Origin of the sequence: Microcystis sp. M109S1, from assembly GCF_020247025.1 — a bacterium.
In the GTDB taxonomy this organism is placed as follows: domain Bacteria; phylum Cyanobacteriota; class Cyanobacteriia; order Cyanobacteriales; family Microcystaceae; genus Microcystis.
This window is the reverse complement of sequence record NZ_JADBRW010000058.1, coordinates 1-21306: the sequence shown is the minus strand read 5'-3', so window position 1 is coordinate 21306 and position 21306 is coordinate 1. Positions and strand designations below refer to the sequence as shown.

Below are 21306 nucleotides of genomic sequence, written 5' to 3'. Positions count from 1 at the left end.
GTCAGTCTGTAGAGCGACCATAAGACCAGAACAGAGTAAATCTGTTAAGGCAGGTGCGAAACCCCGCAAGGGAAAGAAGCAGAAACCTAAATCGTGAGGTTTGGGAATCACCGTCCGTTTTACGGCGGTGAGGATGTCAAACTTATCAATTCAAGGTGGTTACGAGGGGTTTTTCTTGCCAGTGTTCTGGCCATTGGATCGCGTCGGCACTGAAGGCGAGGGGATCATTGGGTAGGGGAGAATGGAAGGGTTCCTCTATTATTGCGAATTGGCCGTTATCGAAGGGAATTCCCGCTGCAGGGCGATCGAGGTAAAATCTCTCTCGGATTCCCTTCTCCGCTTGTTTTAACGCTCGGTGGTGACAGTAGGGGTTATTGCCCCGGCGATCAAAGAAAACATGAGCCGTCCAACTACAACCACCGCGGCAGAGTTCGGCGAACTCGCAGGTTTTACAGAATCCCCAAAGATGATCGGTTCCCTTCGGGGTTCCCGCGCCGAGGTTGAAGCGCAGTTCTTCGGCCTCTTCAATAATCTGGCGCAGGGAGCGATCGCGGATATTGCCCCCGGTATAGGCCGCGGTGGGAAGGGAGGGACAGCCTTTGATCGCTCCGTCGGCCTCGATACCCAGTGCCGCCAGTCCGGCACTACACCCCTGCCAGAATGTCCACGCGTCCCCTCCCCGCAATAAACGTTCGTAGGGGCCGTAATAGCCGATATTGTTACCCGGCTGTACGTCTACCCCCTCGCGTCGCGCTTGCTCGGTGACACGGGCGAGCATCGGGTATAGTTCTAGGAGTTCGTAGGGTTGGAGGAGAATTTCCGAATTATCGGCCGCGTTCCCCATCGGCACGGTTAACTGGATCTGCCACGCGAATACGCCCGCATCGCGGATTTTTTCGTAGATTCGGGGAAATTCGGGGGCAGAAAGACGATTTATCTGGGTATTGCAACCGAAGGGGATACCGGCTTGTTTTAGGTGGCCCATGGTGCGGAACGCCCATTGCCAAGAACCGGCTTTCCCCCGCAGGCGATCGTGGGTAGCCTCTAATCCGTCCACGGAGACGGAGACGACTTTGATCCCCGCGTCTTTCATCTTTTGGGCGGTGTCGAGGGTGATGCCGTAGCCGCCGGTAGTGACACCGCAGATCATGCCCGCGTCGGTGATCGCCCGGGCGATATCGAGCCAGTCGGGACGGAGGAAGGCTTCTCCCCCGATCAGGGTAACTTCTTTGATGCCCACTTCGGCCAGTTGACGGACGAGATCGAGGGCTTCTTCAGTGCTGAGTTCGTGGCTACGGGTGTGGCCGGCGCGGGAACCGCAATGTTGACAGGCGAGGTTACATTTCAGGGTGATTTCCCAGACGGCGTAACTGATGCGACGGTATTCGGTCATTGGAATTATCCTCGATTTAGGCGTAGTAAGTACGACCGCCACCGCCACCGCTGGTCGAGCCGTATACTTGTTGCATCCGTCCCCCGATGATCGCTTTCAAGTCTTCTTCGGTTAGGGTTTTGAGTTCGTCATCGGTGGCGATTTCGTCCAAAACCTTTAAACGAAAATCGGGATCGGTTGCTAGTTTTTCGGTAAAATTCGGGGTGCGATCGAAAGACATAATGGTTCTTCGTTACTTGGTATGGTTCGATAGGGAGGCATAAATTGACTAAATCCTTATCTGGCAAGAGACTTAATTGATTAGTTCGCTCTAGATTAAAAACAATTGACAAAAATCGCCAAATGCCTTTCTACATAAGGGTTACAGCCCTTATAACCCCCGTCCATTGCATAACACAAACCGAAGAACCGACATAATTAACTCCTTACAGGTTTAATACTCATTAGGACTGTGGATAATTGGCTCTTCTGGTTTCTGTGTGGAAACGAGGTCTATACTGATACTTTCTTCCGCAAAATAGCCCTAAAAGTCCTGCCCGATAAGCATTTCACGATTCCATAAGCAAAAATTATCACACAAAGTCGAGAAGATACGATAATTCCAGCGGTTATCGGAAATTTGGGTTGAGTTGGCAGAAATGGAATGGATATTTTTCCGGAGATAAAAGGAGGTTTAAATCCCTAAAAACCTCCTTTTATTTGATGTTTTATTAGTCAATCGCATCACGAATCCATTCTTGAATAGGGGTATTTTCGTTAAGCCATTGGCCAATACTCCATCCTGCTCTCCAAGCGAATAACAGAGGTGACACAGGAGGGGAGCATCTCACCTTTGTAACCCCTAAATCAGGTTTTTATGTCAAGCTATTTTGAAAGCCTTGCTAGAAACCAGTTTTATGGATAAGTATAATTACTCACTTGCATAAATGAGATGCTCCCACACAGGAGGGACGACGCCGTATATTTGGTGTATGTTCAGCCCTCCCCCGACGATCGCTTTTAAGTCTTCTTCCGTTAAGTCTTTGAGTTCGTCATCGTTAGCGATTTCGTCCAAAACCTTTAAACGAAAATCGGGATCGGTTGCTAGTTTTTCGGTAAAATTCGGGGTGCGATCGAAAGACATAGTTAGCTCCTTAGAAGTTTAATACTCGATAAAATTTATGAGTCGGTTGGAATTAGAAATCTACGAAAGGCTCTGATCTGCCGGTAATCCGTACATCGGTCGAACGATTCCGTCACCTGGAATAGGCCATTTAGGCTTGCGGTTGGGTGGCAGACCGTACATCGGACGAAATCGAACACCGCCGATAAATCCACCTGCGACCGCCGCTAAATCTTCCTCGCTTAAATCTTTAATTTCTTCATCGGGGCGATCGGACTCTAGAAGTCGTGCGGTGTATTCCTCGAATTCCTGTGGTGTGAAATCGAACCCCGCAGCTTTGACGATCTCGCTGCATTCTTCTTTGCTATTCACCGATTGGATTCGGGAACGGAAGGATTCATCGGAGGCGACTTTTTGATAAAAAGCGTGAACTTGTTCGAGAGCCATAAGTTAACTCCTGTTAGAATTTGAGAGTGATGGGAGGATACGGTTGGTAGATAAGCTGTTCAGCATTTAAATTGCTTGTGGAGATGAGGCACTCTTGCAAGAGGCAATACCCCCCAACTCCCGCGACGGGGGAGATTCAGCTAATCTAACGATAGGCGGTTATAGCGGTTTTCACAGAAGTGATTCCCGATTGAAACGCTGAAACGCCTATCTATCAAGGGATTTACTATACCTTATTAGACTGAAAACCGCTATAAAATGGGTCCTTGCTTAATATTCGGGAGTGATGCGAGGATCGGTGGGCGGATAATTCCGATAGTGATGGGTGGACAAATTATTTTTCCCAGTATTGTTGGTGGTTTTAGCAGTGCTTGTGCAAAACCGCCTTGAATGTTTCGAGTCTCGATCGCGCGATTGATCGCAGTTTCAAGAGATTCTTGAAAAGAGTTCACCTGTAGATCGGAAATATGAATTTTAGCCATGGTAATTAGACTCCTATTTAATAGGGTTAAGATTCGGGTTCGGCAACCTTCACGAAAGTTTCGGAAGGATTATAGTTGTCAGTGACAACCTGCGGACAGCGCAGACAAGCCGCTTTTCCTTCCTGTAACCACCAGCGACAGTTTTGCCGGATTCGACAGGGGGGAAGGATATCGGTTACTTCTGCGAGTCCCTGTGCCACCCTGCGCGCGAGGCGACAATCTTGCCCATCGAAATGAACGCATTCTTTTTCCGCGCAGGACGCGGCGAAGCGGAAGACTTCGGTGGGGGTGACGGGTTGAGCGAGTGCGAGAATTTCTGGGGTGACGGGTTGGATTTCTGGGAGATAGGCGACGCGGGGTTCCTCGACGGTTCCCGCCGCGATCCCGAAAATTACGCTATCTGGGGAATTTTCTCGTGCGCTGGGACATAAAGTGCGATCGGATTTCATGGTTAAAACTCCATCGGGCATATCCATCCGCAAGTTTTGATCCCGCCAATAACTTTACGCGCGTCGAGGGAACGTTCGATAGCGGCTTGAATTAATGGCGAACTTTCCATCTCAAGAGAAATCAGTGAGTTTTGTTGGCGATCGAGTTTCAGGTTGGAGATAAAAATTTTAGACATTGTAGCTTTCCCTATAGATTAATAGTCATTTCAGATAAGTCTGATACAATCTAGACCGTTTGAATCCTTATGAACTCTGGCATTGATATTCTCAATCTTAATTGAAATGACTATAGTATCGAAAATCAAACTCGTTAGAACTGTTCGGCTTTCGGCGCATATTTTAGGGACTGAAAGCCTTGCCTAGCCTACCTTGTACTAAAACCAAGTCCCATCTGCTTGACATTTGTAAATCTTACCATCGTCCTGTTTGACTGCGGAACCTTGGGAATAGGTCTTACTCGCATAGGTGCATGATGCGGCTCCACCTCTTACAGCTTTTTGTTCATCTTCAGACAGATCGACTAAAGACTCGTCTAAAATTAAAATGTTGGTCATTGGGATTATTCTCCTATTTTATAAACTTTCTAGAGAATTAGTTAATCAACTAATTTAATCTACATTTTAGGCCTATAAAAAATATAAATCAACCTCTCAATTCACCTTACTTGAACATAAATAAGCTAATTTGGTTAGGATTTTACTCCTAGTCTAGCGCATCAAAAAATTATCGATACTGAAAAAGCCTTGATTTTCGTTATCACAAATTAAATATAAATAAGTTATTTATGTTCAAAAATATTCAAGTTTATATCATTGTGTACAAAAAACAAAATAAATGACTTATTTATAGCAGTTTTCATCAGAATGAGGCATGGGCAAGGGGCTTAAACCCTTTGTTGGCAAAACTTGTCGATACCTCAGTAACGTGAAAAGCGCTATAAGTAAAATAATCCGTAGGTTGGGTTAAACGAAGTGCAACCCAACACATAAGTGGGTGAGTGGAATTAAATATAAGATGAACGTAGGTGGGCTTGAAGCATGAAACCCAACGCCCGCATGGGTTACGCTACCGCTAACCCATCTTACAAGTAATTGTGCCTCCCTACTTAACATGAAGAACAATAGGGGGATGATGTTGGGTTTCCGTTGTCAACCCAACCTACAAAATAGGCGATCGCACTAGGCTAAAGTGGACGAACACTTCCGTACGGTTGTTTATCTTGATGCTTACTACGATTACCACCAAAGATAGCTTTAATATCCTCTTCAGTCAGGGATTTTAGTTCTTCATCGTTGGCGATTTCCCTTAAAATCCAAGAACAATCTTGGTAATTATTGGCCAGATTAGAACTTTCACATTTCCCTAGTTCACAAGACATAACCAAACTCCTATTTTGCGAAAAATTCAAAAATCAATCAGGACAAAGACACGGAGCCATATTTGGGTCTTATAGATGCTTTCGCTAAAAACCCTCCTAGAATCGAAGCCAGTTCACGCTCGTTTAAATCTTGAACTTTATCTTTTAAGCATTCTGCTTCTAAAAGTTGACAAGTGTAAGTTTCAAATTCCCGCTCTGTAAATTCATAATCTGATTCTTTAGCGAGCTTGGAAAACTCCTCACAGTTTTTTAGATTTTGAAACCGAGAACGAAAATCTTCATCGGTAGCGATTCTTTGATAAAAAGCTTTGGTTTGTTCAACGGACATGATAGACTCCTAATTTTTTTGTAGATTGACTTTGTGCTATCTAAACAACTGGCTCCGCAACTTCAGCCATGATTTCAGAGGGATTATAGTCATCCGTAACGACTTGTGGACATCGAAAACAAGCGGCCTTTCCCTCTTGTAACCACCAGCGACAGCTTTGGCGTATACGGCAGGGAGGAAGAGTAAAAGTATTTAGCTGGAGACTAAGCTTGTATCACCTGTCTGCTTTAAGATTAAACGCTATCCAAATAGATTGCAACCCCTCGCAAAGGTTGTTTTGGAACATAAAAAAGCTAATTAAGTTTAATTTGGGGAAAAGAAATTAATTGAAAAACGAATTATTCTTCCAGCAGACTTTATACTAAACCCTTGTATTGACGCATGATACGTCGAACATAAATAATTGATTTATGTTCAAAATTCATAAAAAACCTAAAGTCACTGGTATGACTTTGGTAAAATAATCCGTAGGTTGGGTTAAACGAAGTGCAACCCAACACATAACATGAAGAATAATAGGGGGATGATGTTGGGTTTCCGTTGTCAACCCCACCTACAAAATAGGCGATCGCCTTGAGTTAAATTTGAGAGAGTTCGCGTTCACCCGCTAATTTCAGTTCAGAAGCGGCTTCAGGAATATAGGAAGTTTTCGTTTTAGAGACCATACCTCCCTGTTGTTCCCGCAATTGTTCTAGACGCATGGTACTCCAATCGGTCAGCATCGAGTTACCTAGCCGGGGGGCTAATTTGTTAATTTTCTCGACGGCGGAGATCCCCAATTCATCCATCTGTAGGGAAGCTAGATAGCAATCACAGGCGATGTCTATCTCTCCTAATCGTTCGTGACATTGCCCGGCCATAAACCAAGCGATCGCCATTCCAGGCGGGCCGAGTCTAGTGGCAGAACGATAGATTTTCGCCGCTTCTTCAAATTTATTTTGTTTTAGTAAAATTTCCCCCAGTTTCAGGCGATAACGAGAGTAAAGAGGTTCCATCGCCACCATTTTCTTCGCTCTCTCTTCGGCGAGATCGATATCGCCTAACCAGAGAGCTTCTTTTGTTCGGCTCTCGAAAACCGTTATTAGATTGTCGTAGGCGGAAAGTCGTTCGCTCTCGTTTTTACACTCGCGAGTTAGTTCTTCCGCTAGGGATTGACAGAGATCCATTTCACGGACAACCGTTTCTCGCTCACCCCGCAGAAGTGGAGCGAAAACAGCCGCACGCTGGAAAGCACTGGTTAAATGTTTAAAATCGAAACGATCGAGGGAAGGTTCGAAGTGAGAGAGTGCCTCCTTCGCTACTTCTCGCCAATAGGCGACTGCGGCTATATCTCGAAAGGCAGTAGCCTGCAAAACGATTAATTCTACGGCCGCCCCGAAAACCACCAGGCTTTCTTTAGAAGCGTATTGAACGATTCGTTGAAAATCTTCGAGATTTTCTGATGTACCGACACTTTCTTGACAGAGGATTTTAGACATCGCCAGGCTGTAAGCTAATCTAGCGATCGTGGAATCTCTCCCAATGTTTTCATCGGTAATTGCGGGAATATAGCGAATAATCGCTTCATGAAAGCATAAACTCGATAATAAATTAATTGTTTTCAGTTGAGTAGCGGGTGAAAGCTCACGATAATGCTCTAAATGCTCGCAAAGAACTCTCCAACGTTCGGTTCTCAACTCATCGGGGAGGGCGAGAGGATCGTTAATTGGGTATTGAAAAAGACCGGTCTCTCGAATCAATTGCTCTCGAAAAGAAGCGGGGTGAACGAGAGCAACCGGGGTAACAGATGATGTATCGACACCTCGTACTTCGGAGACAAGATTTCGATAACTATAGTCAATTCCCTGAATATGCCAAGCGCCAGATTGATAGGGACTAAGATCGAAATAAGGACGATGGCTCCAAGGGATCGGAAAATGGTTTAAAGACAACATAATACATACTCTCAATAATGCAATTTGTACCCGTTAGTATTTTCACGATAGCTAACATCTATATAAAATCCCGAAGACTTCGGGATTTTATAAATTAGTAGCTGATTTGACTTGGGTGCATCTCAATATTGCAGAAATCCCCACTGCCGAGTAATTATCAGCGACTCTTAAATTAATACAAACATCTGAACAATTGCGTGTGAGCATCTCATTAAAAAGCTAATGCCCTCCAGCGTTCGGGGGAGTTCTACCCCCCAACCCCCCGTTGGGGGGTAGAACCCCCAACGGCTTGGATTGAGTAATAAGCTAAACGGCTTTTACTTCGGATCACCGATATAGACTCCAAAAGGGTTATAGCTATTGGATCATGCAGGTTAAGCGCCGTTTAGCTTAGAATCGCAAATAATGCCCAATCCTACTTGACAGTAAGTATCTGGGTAAAATTATTTACCCATAGCGATCTTTGTCTAGTAAGGCTTACCGTCGGACTGGCCATTTGGAACCAGCACCGCCCGCAACTTGACGTAAAGTTTTAAAAGCGGTGATGCTTTCTGGACTGTCGTTAGCGGCATCGGTGCGAAGCTCGATAATTTCGTCAGTCACCGTGTTTTTGATCTCGTTAATTTTGATGTTAGCCATGAGATGTATTCTCCAAATGTTCGCTAAATGAATGAATCAAATTATTGATTCAAGAAAACAATAACAATTTTTTTAAACCAGATCAACTATCAAAATCGAACAAAAAAAACATAATTGAGTTATTTATGTTCTTTTTGAAAGACTATTTTTTGCAAAAACATCATCAAAACCGATTAAACAACGGGCTTCCAAGCTATTTAAAGAAACAAAAATAAGTAATTTATGTACAAAAAACTCTGAACCTGTCTTGTTGGAAGCAAAGAGAACCAACCAAGCTAACTTAATTGAGTTATTTAGGGTTTGCTGAAAAAGTTTGTTGGTGGGGTTAGGAGTCAGGATTCAGTAGCCAGTCGTCGGTCGTTTCAGGCTTTGTTGCCCTCCTTTTTTGTACCAGCTTATGTACTACAAAAAGGATAATGCCAAGTTTTTGAAGGTCACAATCCTATTTTCGCAGCATGAACATCGGATTTTAACAGGTCAAAAGCCTTATTGTAAAAGGGTTTTACCATTATTCAGCAAGCACTATTTATTTTTTTTATTAACTGGGAATTCTGTTAATGAATAGATTCAGGAATTTTTAAAAGTGTATGTATTAAAAATCGCTTTGTTGGTTTTTATGCTAAATAAGCTCACTCAAGAATAATCGGATTATTGGTATTTTATTAATCCATATTGTATTAATTTTATAGTAAAATAATCCGTAGGTTGGGTTAAACGAAGTGCAACCCAACACATAACATGAAGAATAATAGGGGGATGATGTTGGGTTTCCGTTGTCAACCCCACCTACAAAATAGGCGATCGGACTTATGTAAAACCTCCGCAGTGACCGACTCGCTTAGATAATACTCCCCGCAATTCTGACAGATATCCGCAGGGACTTGTTTTAAAATCATGATATAATTATCCCTCTCTAAAGTAACGGTAACAAAACTCGATCGAGTCGTACCATATTTACAGATCACACATTCCATAACTCTTATCTTCACTTGCTACGTTTGCGGGGTGAGTATTACCCACCCCGTCCACAATTAATTACTTAACTCGTATTTTATTTCCTGAATCTTCTCCTTTACCCAACCGTTAAACAACTCGGCACGGATTTGCAAAGCCAACTCCTCGGTTAATTTTGGCTTAAGGATTTCCTCGACGAAAATCAGGTGAAAACCTCGATCGCCTTGCAACGGTTTCAACAATTGAGAAGAATCCGATGCGAAAATTGCGGCCGAAAGATTCGGTCGTAAATCCTTACGGTAAACAGTACCGCGATAACCTCCCTTGCGTCGTAATTCCACATCCTCGATATAGCGATGCGCTACTTCCTGAAAGCTGATTTCCTCCTCCTGAATCGATTCATACAACTCCTCCGCCATCGCCTGATCTGCTAACACTACCTCATAGATCACCGCGCCGGTATAATCTAGCTGGTGTTCCACAAAATAGGATTCAATTTTGTCTGCGAAAAGATGTTCGGCTAATTTACCCGATAGTAAACTGAATTGAACTATCGCCTCGAAATCGTCTAGGGATAAGCCCTGTTTTTGCAACCAATTCCATGTATCTTTGGCGTTATGTAATTCATTGGCGAGACGGAATTGATCGGCCGCCTGTTGTAACTCGGCAGTCGTGTTTTTAATCCCCGCTTCCGTCGCGGTTTCGGTGATGATTTTCCGAGCGATAATTCCCTCGGCCATTTCGGGAAGTTTCCCCGATAGCTTAAGCTGTTGGATAAGGTCTTGATTCGTGATGGTGATACTATGGGACATAATGACTCCTGAAACAGTTATGGGAAATTAATTTCCTAGTTGAGATAGGCAAGAGGGTTAGGGAGGGGTGTAAGTAATTTGGCTTCGATACCTAAAAAAACTACAGTTTTAACCCGTCTTTTTGCAGATCCTTAAAGGGATCGAGGATGTAATCGATCACCCGACGCTGACGGACGATCGCCTCTGCGGTAGCCGTATCCCCCGGATTGAGGGGAATACATTGATTTCCCTTTTGAATACAGGAGCGATCGAGTTGAATTTCTAGCTCGAAAACGTTAATTTTTCCGGTCGCCGTTTCCTTTTCGATCGCCGTCGGTGATTTCTTGGTGATCTTGCCGCCGATAACCCCGTAATCCTGAAAAGGATAGGCATCGAACTTGACTTTTACCGGCATACCGGCGCGGAGAAATTGACTTTGATCTGTGGGCATTTCTGCCTTGAGAATAAACCGCGATCCTTTCGGTGCTATCTCCGCGATCCGCGTTCCTGACTGCACCACCGCACCTGCGCGTTTAATCGGTAATGAAAAGATCGTGCCGTCGGTATTCGCCTTTAAAACCCTCTGACTTAGTTGGATTTGGAGCGCTTGCCGTTGGCTGTCGCTTTGGGCGATTTCCGATGCCAGTGTTGCGATCTCCGTTTCTAGATTTTTAATCTGCTCCTGTATCCTTAAGAGTGCCAACTCGTTGGAATGGCGGAGACTTTGATAACCCCGCTGCCGCTCCTGTAATTGCAGACGCGCTTGGGCGATATCCGCGCTCGTTTGTTGACTGGTCTGACGGTAGGTGCTTTCTAATTCCGCTAGTTTATGTTGATTTTCTTTCACCTCCGCTTTTCCCCGCTCGTAGAGTTGTTGGCGCTCTTTGGCGTTGTCCTCGCGCTCGATGAATTGCACCTCCGATATCGCGCCATCCTCCCACGCTTTTCGGTAGCGATCGACTTCTTTTAAAGCCGTTTGATAACGACTTTTTAGAATCGGATAATCGGTTTGACTGCGATCGAGGGCGGTTTTCGCTTGATTTATCCGTGCCTGTTGTTCTTCTAGGGATATTTTGGCTTTCTGGACTAACGCGCTGACATTTTCCCTTGCTTGCTCGATCGAGGCTTCTTTTTCCGCCTCTGCAGCGCGATTCTGTTGGCGTTGAGTCGCTAGGGAAACCTCTAACTGACTTTTCATCACTTTCTGTTGGGAAAGACGGCTTTTTTGTCCTTCTATTTTCTCCTCGATTTGTTGTATTTCCTGGCCGATTAATGAGGAATCTAGGGTTAAAATCGGTTGTCCTGCTTTCACCTCTTGGCCTTCACGGACATAGATTTTTTCCACTTCTCCTGCGGTGATTGCATCGAGTTTGACTGCTTCCCCTTGGGGTTCCAGTTTTCCTGGTCCGACACCGGTTTCATCGACTTTTGAGAATATCGCCCAGGGGAGAATGATCGAGACGAAAATAATCAGAAAATAGAGTAAACCCCGCGTCCAGGGTAGGGGTAAAGTATCGATCAATTCCTTGGTCTGGAAAGACCAGTTATCGCGCTCTCTGTCTAGATTGGTTGTCATAGTTATTCACTCAATTGATTAGAGTTCAAATTACGGTAAATACCGGGACGGGACATTAATTCTTTGTGGGTTCCTTGATCGACTAATATCCCTCGATCGAGGACGAGAATCATATCTGCGTTCCGTACTGTAGAAAGACGGTGAGCAATAATCACCATTGTGCGATTCTGCCGAATTTTCTGGAGATTATTTTGTATGATCTGCTCTGATTCTGTATCGAGGTGGGAAGTGGCTTCATCGAGGATTAAAAGCCGCGGTTCTCCCATCAACGATCGAGCGATGGCGATCCGTTGTCTCTGTCCCCCGGAAAGTAGCCCTCCACCCTCGCCGATTTGAGTTTCATAACCCATTGGAAGCGATTGGATAAAGTCATGAATTCCCGCTAATTTTGCCGCCTCGATAACCGATTCTAGGGGGCGATCGGGATGTCCTAAACTGATATTTTCCCGAATCGTAGAACCGAACAAAAATGTATCTTGATCGACGACTCCCACCTGTTGCCGTAGGGAACTGAGGGCGATTGTACTCAGATCGTAACCGTCGATCGAGATTTTCCCGTCGGTGGGAGGATAGAGGCCGATCAGTAATTTCGAGATCGTGGTTTTTCCCGAACCGCTCCGACCGACGAGGGCAACGGTTTGACCGGGTAAAATCTCAAAACTCAGGTTTTCTAAAATATTGCGATCGCTGTCAGTATGATAGCGAAAGGTGACATTTTCAAAGCGAATATGTCCCTGTAATTCTGGGAGAAACTGACGGGAAAGTTCCTCTAAATTCTCCTCCGGCTTTGCGTCTAGTACATCGTTAATGCGCTCGACGGCGATATTGACTTCTTGAAATTGCGTCCAGAGAACGGTTAAGCGTTGAAAAGGCGCGATGATCTGGGCAAAAAGCATATTAAAGGCGATTAATTGTCCGATCGATAATTGATTTTGAATTACCAGATAGGCACCGAAACAGAGTAACCCCGTTGTCGCGAAAGATTCGATCAGATTACTGACGATTTGGAGATTATTGCCGATAATCTGCCCGGAGAAATTTTTCTTGACCTCCACCGAGAAAAGGTCTTCCCAGTGCCAACGGGTCGATCGCTCTGTCGCGGTAGATTTGACGGTACGAATACCGGTTAAAATCTCGATCAGGTAACTGCTTTCTTTAGCGATCGCCTGAAAAATATCCCGGGATATTCGCTGGAGAAAAGGGGTAGAAATTAACGCCAGCAGAAAGAACGGTGGCACGATCGCTAAACTGATTAGGGCTAATTGCCAGCTATAGCGAAGCATCACCGCCACATACACGAAAACTGTTAATAAGTCAAGTAAAATCGAGAGAGCTTCCCCAGAGAGAAAACGCTGAATCTTGCGATTTTCCCCGACGCGGGAGATAATATCCCCCACATAGCGGGACTCGAAGTAACCGAGGGGCAGGCTGAGAGTATGGCGAATAAAACCGGTGATTAATGCCGTATCGATGCGATTAGCGGTGTGATCGAGAAGATACGCGCGTAAACCAGTAATTGCCACCCGAAAAACCGCGAAAATTAGCGCACCGATACCCATCGCCCAAAGGGTGGTTAACGAACCCTGCACGATCACTCGATCGAGGATTAACTGGGTGAAAATCGGCGTAATTAAGCCGAATATTTGGATAAAAAGCGAGGCGACGAAAATTTCCAGCAGCACGAACCAATGGGGTTCCAGTAAGCGATAAAACTGCCAGAGTGAGGCTTTATCCTCTTTCGTGTCCCGGAATTTCTGGTTCGGTTGGAGCAGAAGGGTGAATCCCGTCCATTTACTGGCGAATTCGGCACGACTTAGGGTTAATTGCCCGATCGCCGGATCGCCAATAATGACCTGTTTGGCGGTAATTTTCCAGATAACAACGAAGTGTTTGCCTTCCCAGTGAGCGATCGCCGGTAGGGGTTGTTTAACTAATCCCTCTAGAGTCGCTTTTACCGGACGGGTGGAGAGGCCGATATTTTCCGCTGCCGTGATCAGTCCCTTCAGGGATGCTCCGTCGCGGTTGACGTTGGCCATTTCCCGCAAACGGTTGACGCTGATTCTTTTGCCCCAATAACGGGCGATCATGACTAAACCGGCCGCCCCGCAATCGGAGGCGGACTGTTGCTCGAAAAAGGGATAACGGCGGAGGGATTGCCCGATCCAGTGACCTAACCGCTGCGCCGGAGAGGGGAAATAGGCTCGATCGCTTTTTTTGTCCGTTTCTTCTGTCTTCGTCCCAAGAACTTGCTCAATTTCCCGCGCCCGTTGCAGTAATGTTTTTTTCAGGGCGGGGTGTTTTTTCAGGATCGGCCTCAGCGCGGACTCGGGGATAAGAAGTAGTTCCGCCTTCGCCGAGACTCGAACCGAGTAGGGAAGAAAACCCGATCGGGGAAAGAGGGAGAATTCTCCGAAAAATTCCTCGGTTTTGAGCGCTATCATCTCTTTTTGCTGCGAGTTCGCTATACGAACTTTGCCGCAAACGACTAGGTATAATCCGGGCTGTAGGGACAAGGTACCCGCTTCGGGAGAGAGGGCGATCGCCGTTTTCTGGAGACTCCGCCACTGGGTTTCGGACAGGAATTCCGGCCACGGATTCACGAGGCTGTGAGTATCGAGCATAGTTGTTTTAAGCTTTGGCTGAAGGAGAAAGATCGACGATGCGGAGCGGCTGTAGCTGTTTGCGGAGGCGATTGATGTGGGTGGGGGTGAGCGCAACCCCGAATTCTTTCTCTAGATGCTGCGCTAACCAAACTCCCGACCATCGCTTAAAGGAATAGCCGAAATCCCGGGGGGATTTACTAACCAGTTCCTTCAGGCGATCGAGGTAAGATTGATCAACTTTCGACGGGCGACCGCGGCGGTATTTCTGCCAGTGATCGATCTTGCCACTCTCAGCGATCAGTATCCATTTACTAGCGGTGGCGGCAGTACAATCGAGAAGCTTACGGATATCGGCCTGGGATTTGCCCTCGTCAGCGAAAAGAATGATTTGAATCCGTTTGCGATCAACATCAGAGATATTCGGTTCTGTTAAGATTTCGAGAAGTTGCTGACGTTCGGATGAGGATAGATATTTACCGGTGCTTGATGACATTGAGATAGCCTTTGCAACTATAAGTAAAAGCAGACAGCAGCATAGAGGAACGTTGAGGCAAGAAAGTTGTAAGTAGGGAGGCACAATTATTTGTAGGATGGGTTAGCGGTAGCGTAACCCATGCGGGCGTTGGGTTTCATGCTTCAACCCAACCTACGTTCATCTTATAGCGTTTCCTGTTGACAAGAGGTACATTCTCAATCCTGAAAAGCTTAATCAGCAAAGGTTAAAGTGTGCCACACAGATGTGAGAACTGTTATATATTTAATTCCACCCACCTACTTATTACTAGGTTGTACAATGGGCTGACTTCCCCGGGTGACGATCTCTTTCGCTGTCCTTAAATTATTATTTCCGCTGCAAAAGTGAACATTACGGAGTCTATTAAATTCTTTTTCTCTCGCCCGATCAAACCTCTCTAACACCTAACCCCCATCTCCCCATCTCCCCATCTCCCTATCTCCCCACTAGCCACTGATAACTGATCACTGATTGCTGATCACTGATTGCTGACTACTCAAAATCGTTATGACTATGATATAGTTGTTAAGGAATGTAAAAATAGTTGCATTTTCCCAGAAACTAGATTAAGGAGATTAAGAGTATGACCGCCGAAGGTTGCTTAAGAGTCGGACAAGCAGCGCCGGATTTCAGCGCCACCGCCGTTTTCGATCAAGAGTTCAAAACCATCAAATTATCGGATTATCGGGGTAAATACGTCGTTTTATTCTTCTATCCCCTCGATTTTACCTTTGTTTGCCCCACGGAAATTACCGCTTTCAGCGATCGAGTTAGCGAATTTGGCAGTATCAACACCGAGATTTTAGGGGTGTCCGTCGATAGCGAATTTGCTCACCTGGCATGGATTCAAACCGAGAGAAAATCCGGCGGTGTCGGTGATGTGGCCTATCCGTTGGTGTCGGATCTAAAAAAAGAAATCAGCACCGCTTACAATGTTCTTGACCCAGATGCAGGGGTGTCCCTGCGTGGTCTCTTTATCATCGATAAAGAAGGTGTTATCCAACACGCTACTATTAATAATCTTTCCTTTGGTCGCAGTGTCGATGAAACCCTCCGCACTCTGAAAGCGATTCAATACGTCCAATCCCACCCGGATGAAGTTTGTCCCGCCGGTTGGCAAGAAGGCGATGCTACCATGGTTCCCGACCCTGTGAAGTCGAAAGTTTACTTCGCGGCAGTTTAGTTAAAGGTCGTCAGCAGTCCCTCAGCTATAGATGGGGGGAGACTTTTAAGGGGGGTGAAATAATTCACCCCTCAACTTGATCGGAAAATTTTCTGGAAAATTTGCCCTATTAGCCATGATCTCATCTAGAATACAGGCCAGCAAGTCTAGAAAGAGTCACGGCAATCTATGACTACCAGTAATTATGATTCCGAGTTGACAGTTTTGGGATTACCCGCAGCCAAAGGTAGATGGTTATTAATACCTCTAGGAATGGGCGTTTTACTCTGTTTAGGGACGGTGTACTCTTGGAGTATCTTTAGAAAACCCCTAGAAACAGAATTAAATCTCAGCGCCACGGAAAGCCTATTACCCTACACTGTGGCCCTAGTATTTTATGCCGCTTCTATGCCGATCGCTGGTTTTTTTATCCCCCGGGTAGGCACTCGCAGGATGACCGCTCTCGGCGGAATTATCGTCGGTTTAGGCTATATTCTCGCTAGTTTTGCCGCTCAGATCCAGACAATTATTCTTACCTACGGAGTCATTGCCGGCACGGGAGTCGGCATTGCTTACGGTGTTCCCATGGCAGTGGTGGCGCGCTGGTTTCCCGACAAAAAAGGTTTAGCGGTGGGTTTAACTATCATCGGATTTGGCCTTTCTCCCCTGATTACCGCACCTCTAGCCAATCGATTGATCAATGAATATAGCGTTAGACCAAGTTTAAGATTTTTGGGGATTATCTTTACAATAATTATTGTGATTATTGCGATCACAATGAAATTACCCCCCCAGGACTGGCAACCTCCCGCAAATTTAGCTAATCGAAAATCCGACTTTCAGGGCAATTATCCGGTGAATATGCTGAAAAGTCGCTCATTTTATGGACTATGGCTTTGCTATGCCATTGGTGCTTTAATTGGCTTGAGTGCTATCGGTATTTCTAGTCCCGTCGCTGAGGAAATTATCCAGATCGAGCCGGGGTTAGCCGCTAGTAGTGTTGCGCTATTTGCTTTGTTTAATGGTATTAGTCGTCCTTTGTTCGGTTGGTTAAGCGATCGCTGGAAACCCCATTATTTAGCGATCGGAGCCTATACACTCATTTTGATCGGCTGCCTGCTGATGGTCAAGGCCGAAAAAGGGGCGGTTACTAGCTATCTAGTGGCTTTTTGTCTATTTTGGTTCTGTTTAGGGGGATGGTTAGCCCTAGCTCCCGCTACTACTCTCCACTTCTTTAATCCTGACCACTACGCCCAAAATTATGGTATTGTTTTTACTGCCTACGGTGTTGGTGCTTTAATCGGCACTTTAGTAACCGGTAGAATTCGCGATTGGTTCGGTACTTACACTTATGCTTTTTATGCTATGGCTGTATTGGCAATACTGGGCATTTTTCTCGCTAGTGCCTTACTGAAAAGAGAGCGATCGCATCTATCAAATCCTAGCTAGTGGAGTTAATCTTAGCCTAGAGTAGATACTGCTGGCATTTTATAGTTTAAAAGACTCGAAAGAGGTCATATTAGACTGTATAGGTCTTTTAATCGCTCTTTTTCTGGGTGATTGTCGATCTTGAATCAAATCTCGGTTTTCCTCGAAGAAAGAAATTAACTGATCATCAGGGATTTCTTGGAATTCGCCAGTTTTCAATAAAACAGTAGCCATGGTAAATCGAACTCCTGAATATTCGTCTCGATCGCTATCAAAGCAGTCCTCTACTAATCAGGGGGTGTTCGCAGCTCTCAATAACTGTCAGCTAACCGCTCAAAATTGTCTTTATTCCTGGGATTTTTTCGGCCACTGCTGACGGCGATAACTGCTATACTGCCCATGAACATTGACTAGATAGGGAACTAGATAAGTCAGTGATGCCGCCAGCCAGCGATCGCTTGTCATGCGCCCAGACATTATAGCATAACCGTGGTTAATTGTCAATAAAATCGTCCCCACTACTACAGCCACTCTTATCCCGGTGGGGGCAAATTGGGGGGACAATAAAGCATGAAAATAGCCGATAATTCCTTTCATTGTCTATAAATCGCACTCTATCAGGCGAGTAAAACAAAAAGTCACCATTTTTAACCCGTAGGGAGACTTCCACCAGAGAGCGGGAAAACAGCCTTGAGGAGCTGCGAGACTAAAATCCCAGTGATCATAATCATCGATGCGCCACTCATCTTTGTTGCGCCATCCCACCAATTCCCCAAATTTTCTAATCGTTTCCGCGTCTTGGGTACGCAGGGTGTTAATGTCACCGCCGGCGGCAAAATATAACTTCACCTGATTGCTAAAACCGAAATGATCGCCGCTATAATTTTTCCAAAGGCGATCGAGTACCCGAATCACATTAACGGGAAACCGCATCATATCCTCTGGGGTTAAAGTATCGCGGGTTCTGCCGGCAGCTTCGAGGATAACTCGGAGAGTTTCTGCGTCTGCCTCCCTAAAGTTCCCCTCAGCTAGGAATTGCTGTAATTTACTATAGCGCTCGATGTCCGGAACTAACATCTGACGCGCTTCGATCAGGGCAACCCGTTCGGTTAAAGATTGCAATTGAACTAAAATATCCTGAAGTTGGACGTTAATATCTGACATAAATGTAAAGGGGTTTGTTGACTGCAAAAATTAGCGATTTATCGGCAGAATAATTATTGATTTACCGCTTCTAATCTTGATTTAACAAAGCGATTCATCCATGCTTCTAGATAGATGCGATTGGCTTTTTGCTCTTTTAAATCTGTGGTAGTTAAAGGGTAAGGTGCTAATCCTTGAATGGCTGCCGTTGTTACACAAAACATCGACTTTTGAAAGGTTTCGCAGATCTGAACTAATAAATCTTCTTCTTGACGAAAACTCTTTTTATAAATGTCGTGCAGATAATCTGGTAAAAAGTGACGCATATCCTGCATTAATAGTGTGGGAGGAATCCCTGCACCTCCGATGGGTAAAGGATCCGCATACAAAGCACCATAGGCAAACATTCCTTGATCGTAGGGAATTTGATAGGCTTGGGCATTATAGGAAATTGTACCGGGGAAAGGTGTTCCGCGAAAGAAAACCGCCTCAACGTAGGGGATTGCCGTATCCGCAAGAAAGGTTAATCCTGCCGATTTGGGGATAAGATCATAGGTTTGTCCTTTGATTTTTACCTGATAGACAATTCCTTGACTAGCATTATCGACTAAATTTTTCTTAATGTGTGCCACCACTGCGGGAATACTGGTAATTTTTCCGGCATCGTAGAGATCGGATAAACTTAAAAAAGTATCGGCCATAATTCGCCAAAATTGACCTAAACCGCTATAGTAGGCCATCATCCGCATTTGTTCTGGCAAAAATTCAGGAAAGGCTTTATTTAAAATTAAAACTAGCGGATTATTCCTAAATTTGGCTTGAATAACCTTGGCTGTTACTTCCCGAAAAGCGACACTATCTACATAACTATCTAAACCACCCCCACCATGCCAAAACATGGCTTTCATACAGTATTCAGCATACTCAAAATTAATGCGATCATGCCACCAGTGTTGGAGTAATTTCTGCCAAGATACTTGACCATTAAAATATTTAAAGAAGGGGAAAAAAACCAAAAACTGATTTTCTGCAATATAAATTAAATTTTTGGAATAAGCATCTAACACCACTCCATAACTTTTCAGGATACCCACTACCTCGATCAAATTCTGGGGAGTATCTTTTAACAATGCTTCCCCAGCAGTGAGACGATCAATATAGGATGCTAGGGGATGAGAGGAGGACTTGACAGGGGTAGTGACCATGCTAGAAGCTTGATAAAATAACTTTCCTCATCTATTTTAACCCATAAAAGCACAACCAATTAGCGGCGGTGGCACGGCGAGTCATGCGGGGATTGAATTCGCCAATTTTATAACCAGTAAACCCCAATTTATCTTTTAATAATTGTTTATTTTCTGGCAAGATCGATCGAGTTAATTTTACTGTTGGGGGACGATTGCCAATAAAATCCGGGGGTTGAGGATATTCACCTCGCCAATCTTCCTCTACTTGACTATTATCCCATTTTCCTTGACTTTCATCGTAGCGATAACCTAAACTTTGCCAGACCAATTTATTAACGGTTTCGTCGTCAATTTCATCGTTAATAATCGCCCAAATTGTCTCTATATTTAATTCTGGTAGTTCCATAGATTAAGTAAATAGGAGATGGGGAGATGGGGAGATGGGAGATGGGGAAGTGGGGTGATGAGAAGAATAAATAAAAATAATCTCCTGAATCCTGACTCCCGACTCCTGAATCCTGAATCCTGATCACTGATCACTGATCACTGATCACTGATCACTGACAATGGTAAACAACATCATTGATCATCACGCAAGCGTAGCCCATTTTGCCTCCTTCTAACGCCAAAATTATTTTTATTTTAACTATCGGTGTAGTGTCGGTTTCTGCATCGGCAATTTTTATCCGGTTAGCGATCGAAGCGGTAGGTAATGCTACGATCGCATTTAGTTTATTTTTAGCCACTTCTCGTCTGATATTGGCTTCTGTTGTCTTAATTCCGAACTGGTTTACCTTATCACGCCAAAAAGTCCCTGTTCAAGCCTATTATTACGCAGTGGGAGCGGGATTTTGTTTAGCTCTCCATTTTGCTACTTGGATTAGTTCTCTATCTTACACATCGATCGCCGCTTCTACCACTTTAGTCACCACTAATCCCCTCTGGGTTTCTCTGTTGGGTTGGTGGTGGTTTCGAGAAAAACCGAGCAAATTAACCTTTATCGGCATTTTTGTGGCTCTAACGGGGGGATTATTCATTGTTTTAGCCGATCAATCTCTCAGTAGTTCTTATCCTAACCCTTTATTGGGCAATAGCTTGGCTTTAATTGGGGCAATTCTCGTTAGTGGTTATATTCTCCTCGGACGGGAAGCACAAAGAAAGGGCTTAAATATTAAGAATTATATAACTGTAGCCTACACTACCGCAGGATTAGCTTTATTACCTTCTATTTTTTTATTCGGTCAAGGTTACGAAAGCTATCCCTTATCCGTGTATGTTTATGTGTTAATGATGGCGATTTTTCCGCAATTAATCGGTCATACTAGCTTTAACTGGGCTTTGCGATGGATAGCACCGACAATAGTAACCATGGTAATTTTATTAGAGCCAATCGCCGCTAGTCTGTTAGGAGTGTTCATTTTTGGTGAAATACCAGCCCAAGAAGTCATTTATGGCGGATTAATTCTGTTAATCGGCGTAGGCATTGCTATTTTAGGCGGATAAGCTTGTTAGTGTATCTAAATTACTGGTTAAGTGTAATCTCGATCGCCGACAAAGAAAGAATAGATTAGTGTACAATGCTAACTGCATGAGAGTTTAGACAATCTGAATCACTTGAGCAATAGGGTTTTCGGGGAATTAATTCCCTGACTAGAGTTATCGAAAATTTGGGTTAAAACCCCGTCGTTTTACGACGGCTTTAAGCTACAATGGAAAAAGCGATAACCAAGCTAAAAACTGAACCTTGACCACAGATAGTAGGGGGTTTCGTTCAGAAAAGACTTCAAATTCGGCCT

26 protein-coding genes are annotated in these 21306 nt (G+C 44.7%); 3 read left to right on the top strand and 23 right to left on the bottom strand.

All coding sequences use genetic code 11. The features are described 5' to 3' along the window. Positions 1-145: 145 nt before the first annotated feature. The 18 genes from IM322_RS02715 to IM322_RS02635 form a co-directional block, all read right to left on the bottom strand. The gene (locus IM322_RS02715) at positions 146-1393 is read right to left on the bottom strand and encodes a nif11-class peptide radical SAM maturase 3 (RefSeq protein ID WP_287077774.1); all 1248 of its coding nucleotides are present in this window, start codon (positions 1391-1393) and stop codon (positions 146-148) included. A gap of 16 nt (positions 1394-1409) precedes the next feature. Continuing rightward, positions 1410-1613, bottom strand: a complete 204-nt coding sequence (locus IM322_RS02710) for a bacteriocin (protein WP_287077773.1) — start codon at positions 1611-1613, stop codon at positions 1410-1412. Further along, positions 1522-1737 (bottom strand): hypothetical protein, encoded by a 216-nt coding sequence (locus IM322_RS23645; RefSeq protein ID WP_502863891.1) that lies wholly within the window; start codon positions 1735-1737, stop codon positions 1522-1524. The genes IM322_RS02710 and IM322_RS23645 overlap by 92 nt, the downstream gene beginning before the upstream one ends. 566 nt (positions 1738-2303) lie before the next feature. Continuing rightward, entirely contained in the window at positions 2304-2516 is a 213-nt protein-coding gene (locus IM322_RS02705) for a hypothetical protein (protein ID WP_287676354.1), read from the bottom strand. A gap of 60 nt (positions 2517-2576) precedes the next feature. After that, positions 2577-2942, bottom strand: a complete 366-nt coding sequence (locus IM322_RS02700; protein ID WP_287077771.1) for a Nif11-like leader peptide family natural product precursor — start codon at positions 2940-2942, stop codon at positions 2577-2579. Positions 2943-3193: 251 nt separating this feature from the next. Further along, positions 3194-3424, bottom strand: coding sequence for a hypothetical protein (locus IM322_RS02695; protein WP_287676355.1), 231 nt, complete (start codon positions 3422-3424; stop codon positions 3194-3196). A gap of 26 nt (positions 3425-3450) precedes the next feature. Beyond that, complete coding sequence (locus tag IM322_RS02690; protein ID WP_287676356.1) at positions 3451-3873, bottom strand: nitrogen fixation protein; 423 nt, start codon at positions 3871-3873, stop codon at positions 3451-3453. A gap of 2 nt (positions 3874-3875) precedes the next feature. Continuing rightward, entirely contained in the window at positions 3876-4049 is a 174-nt protein-coding gene (locus IM322_RS02685; protein WP_287676357.1) for a hypothetical protein, read from the bottom strand. A gap of 198 nt (positions 4050-4247) precedes the next feature. Continuing rightward, a complete protein-coding gene (locus tag IM322_RS02680) occupies positions 4248-4427 on the bottom strand; it encodes a DUF1496 domain-containing protein (protein WP_287676358.1) in 180 nt (59 codons plus the stop codon). A gap of 629 nt (positions 4428-5056) precedes the next feature. Then, the gene (locus IM322_RS02675) at positions 5057-5251 is read right to left on the bottom strand and encodes a hypothetical protein (protein ID WP_158198710.1); all 195 of its coding nucleotides are present in this window, start codon (positions 5249-5251) and stop codon (positions 5057-5059) included. A 37-nt stretch (positions 5252-5288) separates the two neighbouring features. Continuing rightward, the gene (locus tag IM322_RS02670) at positions 5289-5579 is read right to left on the bottom strand and encodes a Nif11-like leader peptide family natural product precursor (RefSeq protein WP_287673741.1); all 291 of its coding nucleotides are present in this window, start codon (positions 5577-5579) and stop codon (positions 5289-5291) included. Positions 5580-6157: 578 nt separating this feature from the next. Further along, entirely contained in the window at positions 6158-7513 is a 1356-nt protein-coding gene (locus IM322_RS02665) for a tetratricopeptide repeat protein (RefSeq protein ID WP_287673739.1), read from the bottom strand. Positions 7514-7990: 477 nt separating this feature from the next. Further along, positions 7991-8152: a hypothetical protein gene (locus IM322_RS02660; protein ID WP_287673737.1), complete on the bottom strand. Its 162-nt coding sequence runs from the start codon at positions 8150-8152 to the stop codon at positions 7991-7993. Between the two features lie 776 nt (positions 8153-8928). Then, positions 8929-9126 (bottom strand): type II toxin-antitoxin system MqsA family antitoxin, encoded by a 198-nt coding sequence (locus IM322_RS02655; protein WP_071995596.1) that lies wholly within the window; start codon positions 9124-9126, stop codon positions 8929-8931. Between the two features lie 57 nt (positions 9127-9183). Then, entirely contained in the window at positions 9184-9918 is a 735-nt protein-coding gene (locus IM322_RS02650) for a peptidylprolyl isomerase (RefSeq protein ID WP_287673732.1), read from the bottom strand. A gap of 100 nt (positions 9919-10018) precedes the next feature. After that, on the bottom strand, positions 10019-11473 hold the full coding sequence (locus tag IM322_RS02645) for a beta-barrel domain-containing protein (protein WP_287673730.1): 1455 nt from the start codon (positions 11471-11473) through the stop codon (positions 10019-10021). A gap of 2 nt (positions 11474-11475) precedes the next feature. Continuing rightward, positions 11476-14094: a peptidase domain-containing ABC transporter gene (locus IM322_RS02640; RefSeq protein WP_287673724.1), complete on the bottom strand. Its 2619-nt coding sequence runs from the start codon at positions 14092-14094 to the stop codon at positions 11476-11478. A 7-nt stretch (positions 14095-14101) separates the two neighbouring features. Further along, a complete protein-coding gene (locus IM322_RS02635; RefSeq protein ID WP_287673722.1) occupies positions 14102-14569 on the bottom strand; it encodes a helix-turn-helix domain-containing protein in 468 nt (155 codons plus the stop codon). Between the two features lie 604 nt (positions 14570-15173). Here IM322_RS02635 and IM322_RS02630 point away from each other — a divergent pair. Together IM322_RS02630 and IM322_RS02625 are read left to right on the top strand one after the other, a co-directional pair. Then, the gene (locus IM322_RS02630) at positions 15174-15773 is read left to right on the top strand and encodes a peroxiredoxin (RefSeq protein ID WP_286823813.1); all 600 of its coding nucleotides are present in this window, start codon (positions 15174-15176) and stop codon (positions 15771-15773) included. Between the two features lie 168 nt (positions 15774-15941). After that, positions 15942-17201 (top strand): L-lactate MFS transporter, encoded by a 1260-nt coding sequence (locus IM322_RS02625; protein WP_287673719.1) that lies wholly within the window; start codon positions 15942-15944, stop codon positions 17199-17201. 39 nt (positions 17202-17240) lie between these two features. On the opposite strand, the gene IM322_RS02620 is transcribed toward IM322_RS02625, so the two are convergent. The 5 genes from IM322_RS02620 to IM322_RS02600 all read right to left on the bottom strand — a co-directional run bounded on the left by IM322_RS02620 (position 17241) and on the right by IM322_RS02600 (position 19916). Continuing rightward, on the bottom strand, positions 17241-17414 hold the full coding sequence (locus IM322_RS02620) for a hypothetical protein (protein ID WP_287673717.1): 174 nt from the start codon (positions 17412-17414) through the stop codon (positions 17241-17243). A 111-nt stretch (positions 17415-17525) separates the two neighbouring features. Beyond that, entirely contained in the window at positions 17526-17777 is a 252-nt protein-coding gene (gene nrtS, locus IM322_RS02615; RefSeq protein WP_287673715.1) for a nitrate/nitrite transporter NrtS, read from the bottom strand. Positions 17778-17780: 3 nt separating this feature from the next. Next, positions 17781-18344 carry a GUN4 domain-containing protein gene (locus tag IM322_RS02610; protein ID WP_287673713.1) on the bottom strand — a complete coding sequence of 188 codons (564 nt, stop codon included), beginning with the start codon at positions 18342-18344 and terminating at the stop codon, positions 17781-17783. A 53-nt stretch (positions 18345-18397) separates the two neighbouring features. Then, the gene (locus IM322_RS02605; RefSeq protein ID WP_287673710.1) at positions 18398-19528 is read right to left on the bottom strand and encodes a CO2 hydration protein; all 1131 of its coding nucleotides are present in this window, start codon (positions 19526-19528) and stop codon (positions 18398-18400) included. Positions 19529-19559: 31 nt separating this feature from the next. Continuing rightward, a complete protein-coding gene (locus IM322_RS02600) occupies positions 19560-19916 on the bottom strand; it encodes a DUF1823 family protein (protein ID WP_287673708.1) in 357 nt (118 codons plus the stop codon). 203 nt (positions 19917-20119) lie between these two features. On the opposite strand from IM322_RS02600, the gene IM322_RS02595 reads away from it, so the two are divergent. Continuing rightward, a complete protein-coding gene (locus IM322_RS02595; protein ID WP_287673706.1) occupies positions 20120-21013 on the top strand; it encodes a DMT family transporter in 894 nt (297 codons plus the stop codon). Positions 21014-21306 lie beyond the last annotated feature (293 nt).

Bases quoted from the DNA above. Each gene is read 5' to 3' on its own strand.
- IM322_RS02705 (WP_287676354.1), bottom strand. From the start codon at position 2,516: ATGTCTTTCGATCGCACCCCGAATTTTACCGAAAAACTAGCAACCGAT.
- IM322_RS02660 (WP_287673737.1), bottom strand. From the start codon at position 8,152: ATGGCTAACATCAAAATTAACGAGATCAAAAACACGGTGACTGACGAA.
- IM322_RS02650 (WP_287673732.1), bottom strand. From the start codon at position 9,918: ATGTCCCATAGTATCACCATCACGAATCAAGACCTTATCCAACAGCTT.
- IM322_RS02635 (WP_287673722.1), bottom strand. From the start codon at position 14,569: ATGTCATCAAGCACCGGTAAATATCTATCCTCATCCGAACGTCAGCAA.
- IM322_RS02715 (WP_287077774.1), bottom strand. From the start codon at position 1,393: ATGACCGAATACCGTCGCATCAGTTACGCCGTCTGGGAAATCACCCTG.
- IM322_RS02690 (WP_287676356.1), bottom strand. From the start codon at position 3,873: ATGAAATCCGATCGCACTTTATGTCCCAGCGCACGAGAAAATTCCCCA.
- IM322_RS02710 (WP_287077773.1), bottom strand. From the start codon at position 1,613: ATGTCTTTCGATCGCACCCCGAATTTTACCGAAAAACTAGCAACCGAT.
- IM322_RS02700 (WP_287077771.1), bottom strand. From the start codon at position 2,942: ATGGCTCTCGAACAAGTTCACGCTTTTTATCAAAAAGTCGCCTCCGAT.
- IM322_RS02685 (WP_287676357.1), bottom strand. From the start codon at position 4,049: ATGTCTAAAATTTTTATCTCCAACCTGAAACTCGATCGCCAACAAAAC.
- nrtS (WP_287673715.1), bottom strand. From the start codon at position 17,777: ATGAAAGGAATTATCGGCTATTTTCATGCTTTATTGTCCCCCCAATTT.
- IM322_RS02610 (WP_287673713.1), bottom strand. From the start codon at position 18,344: ATGTCAGATATTAACGTCCAACTTCAGGATATTTTAGTTCAATTGCAA.
- IM322_RS02680 (WP_287676358.1), bottom strand. From the start codon at position 4,427: ATGACCAACATTTTAATTTTAGACGAGTCTTTAGTCGATCTGTCTGAA.
- IM322_RS02665 (WP_287673739.1), bottom strand. From the start codon at position 7,513: ATGTTGTCTTTAAACCATTTTCCGATCCCTTGGAGCCATCGTCCTTAT.
- IM322_RS02605 (WP_287673710.1), bottom strand. From the start codon at position 19,528: ATGGTCACTACCCCTGTCAAGTCCTCCTCTCATCCCCTAGCATCCTAT.
- IM322_RS02600 (WP_287673708.1), bottom strand. From the start codon at position 19,916: ATGGAACTACCAGAATTAAATATAGAGACAATTTGGGCGATTATTAAC.
- IM322_RS02670 (WP_287673741.1), bottom strand. From the start codon at position 5,579: ATGTCCGTTGAACAAACCAAAGCTTTTTATCAAAGAATCGCTACCGAT.
- IM322_RS02695 (WP_287676355.1), bottom strand. From the start codon at position 3,424: ATGGCTAAAATTCATATTTCCGATCTACAGGTGAACTCTTTTCAAGAA.
- IM322_RS02640 (WP_287673724.1), bottom strand. From the start codon at position 14,094: ATGCTCGATACTCACAGCCTCGTGAATCCGTGGCCGGAATTCCTGTCC.
- IM322_RS02625 (WP_287673719.1), top strand. From the start codon at position 15,942: ATGACTACCAGTAATTATGATTCCGAGTTGACAGTTTTGGGATTACCC.
- IM322_RS02675 (WP_158198710.1), bottom strand. From the start codon at position 5,251: ATGTCTTGTGAACTAGGGAAATGTGAAAGTTCTAATCTGGCCAATAAT.
- IM322_RS02655 (WP_071995596.1), bottom strand. From the start codon at position 9,126: ATGGAATGTGTGATCTGTAAATATGGTACGACTCGATCGAGTTTTGTT.
- IM322_RS02620 (WP_287673717.1), bottom strand. From the start codon at position 17,414: ATGGCTACTGTTTTATTGAAAACTGGCGAATTCCAAGAAATCCCTGAT.
- IM322_RS02630 (WP_286823813.1), top strand. From the start codon at position 15,174: ATGACCGCCGAAGGTTGCTTAAGAGTCGGACAAGCAGCGCCGGATTTC.
- IM322_RS02645 (WP_287673730.1), bottom strand. From the start codon at position 11,473: ATGACAACCAATCTAGACAGAGAGCGCGATAACTGGTCTTTCCAGACC.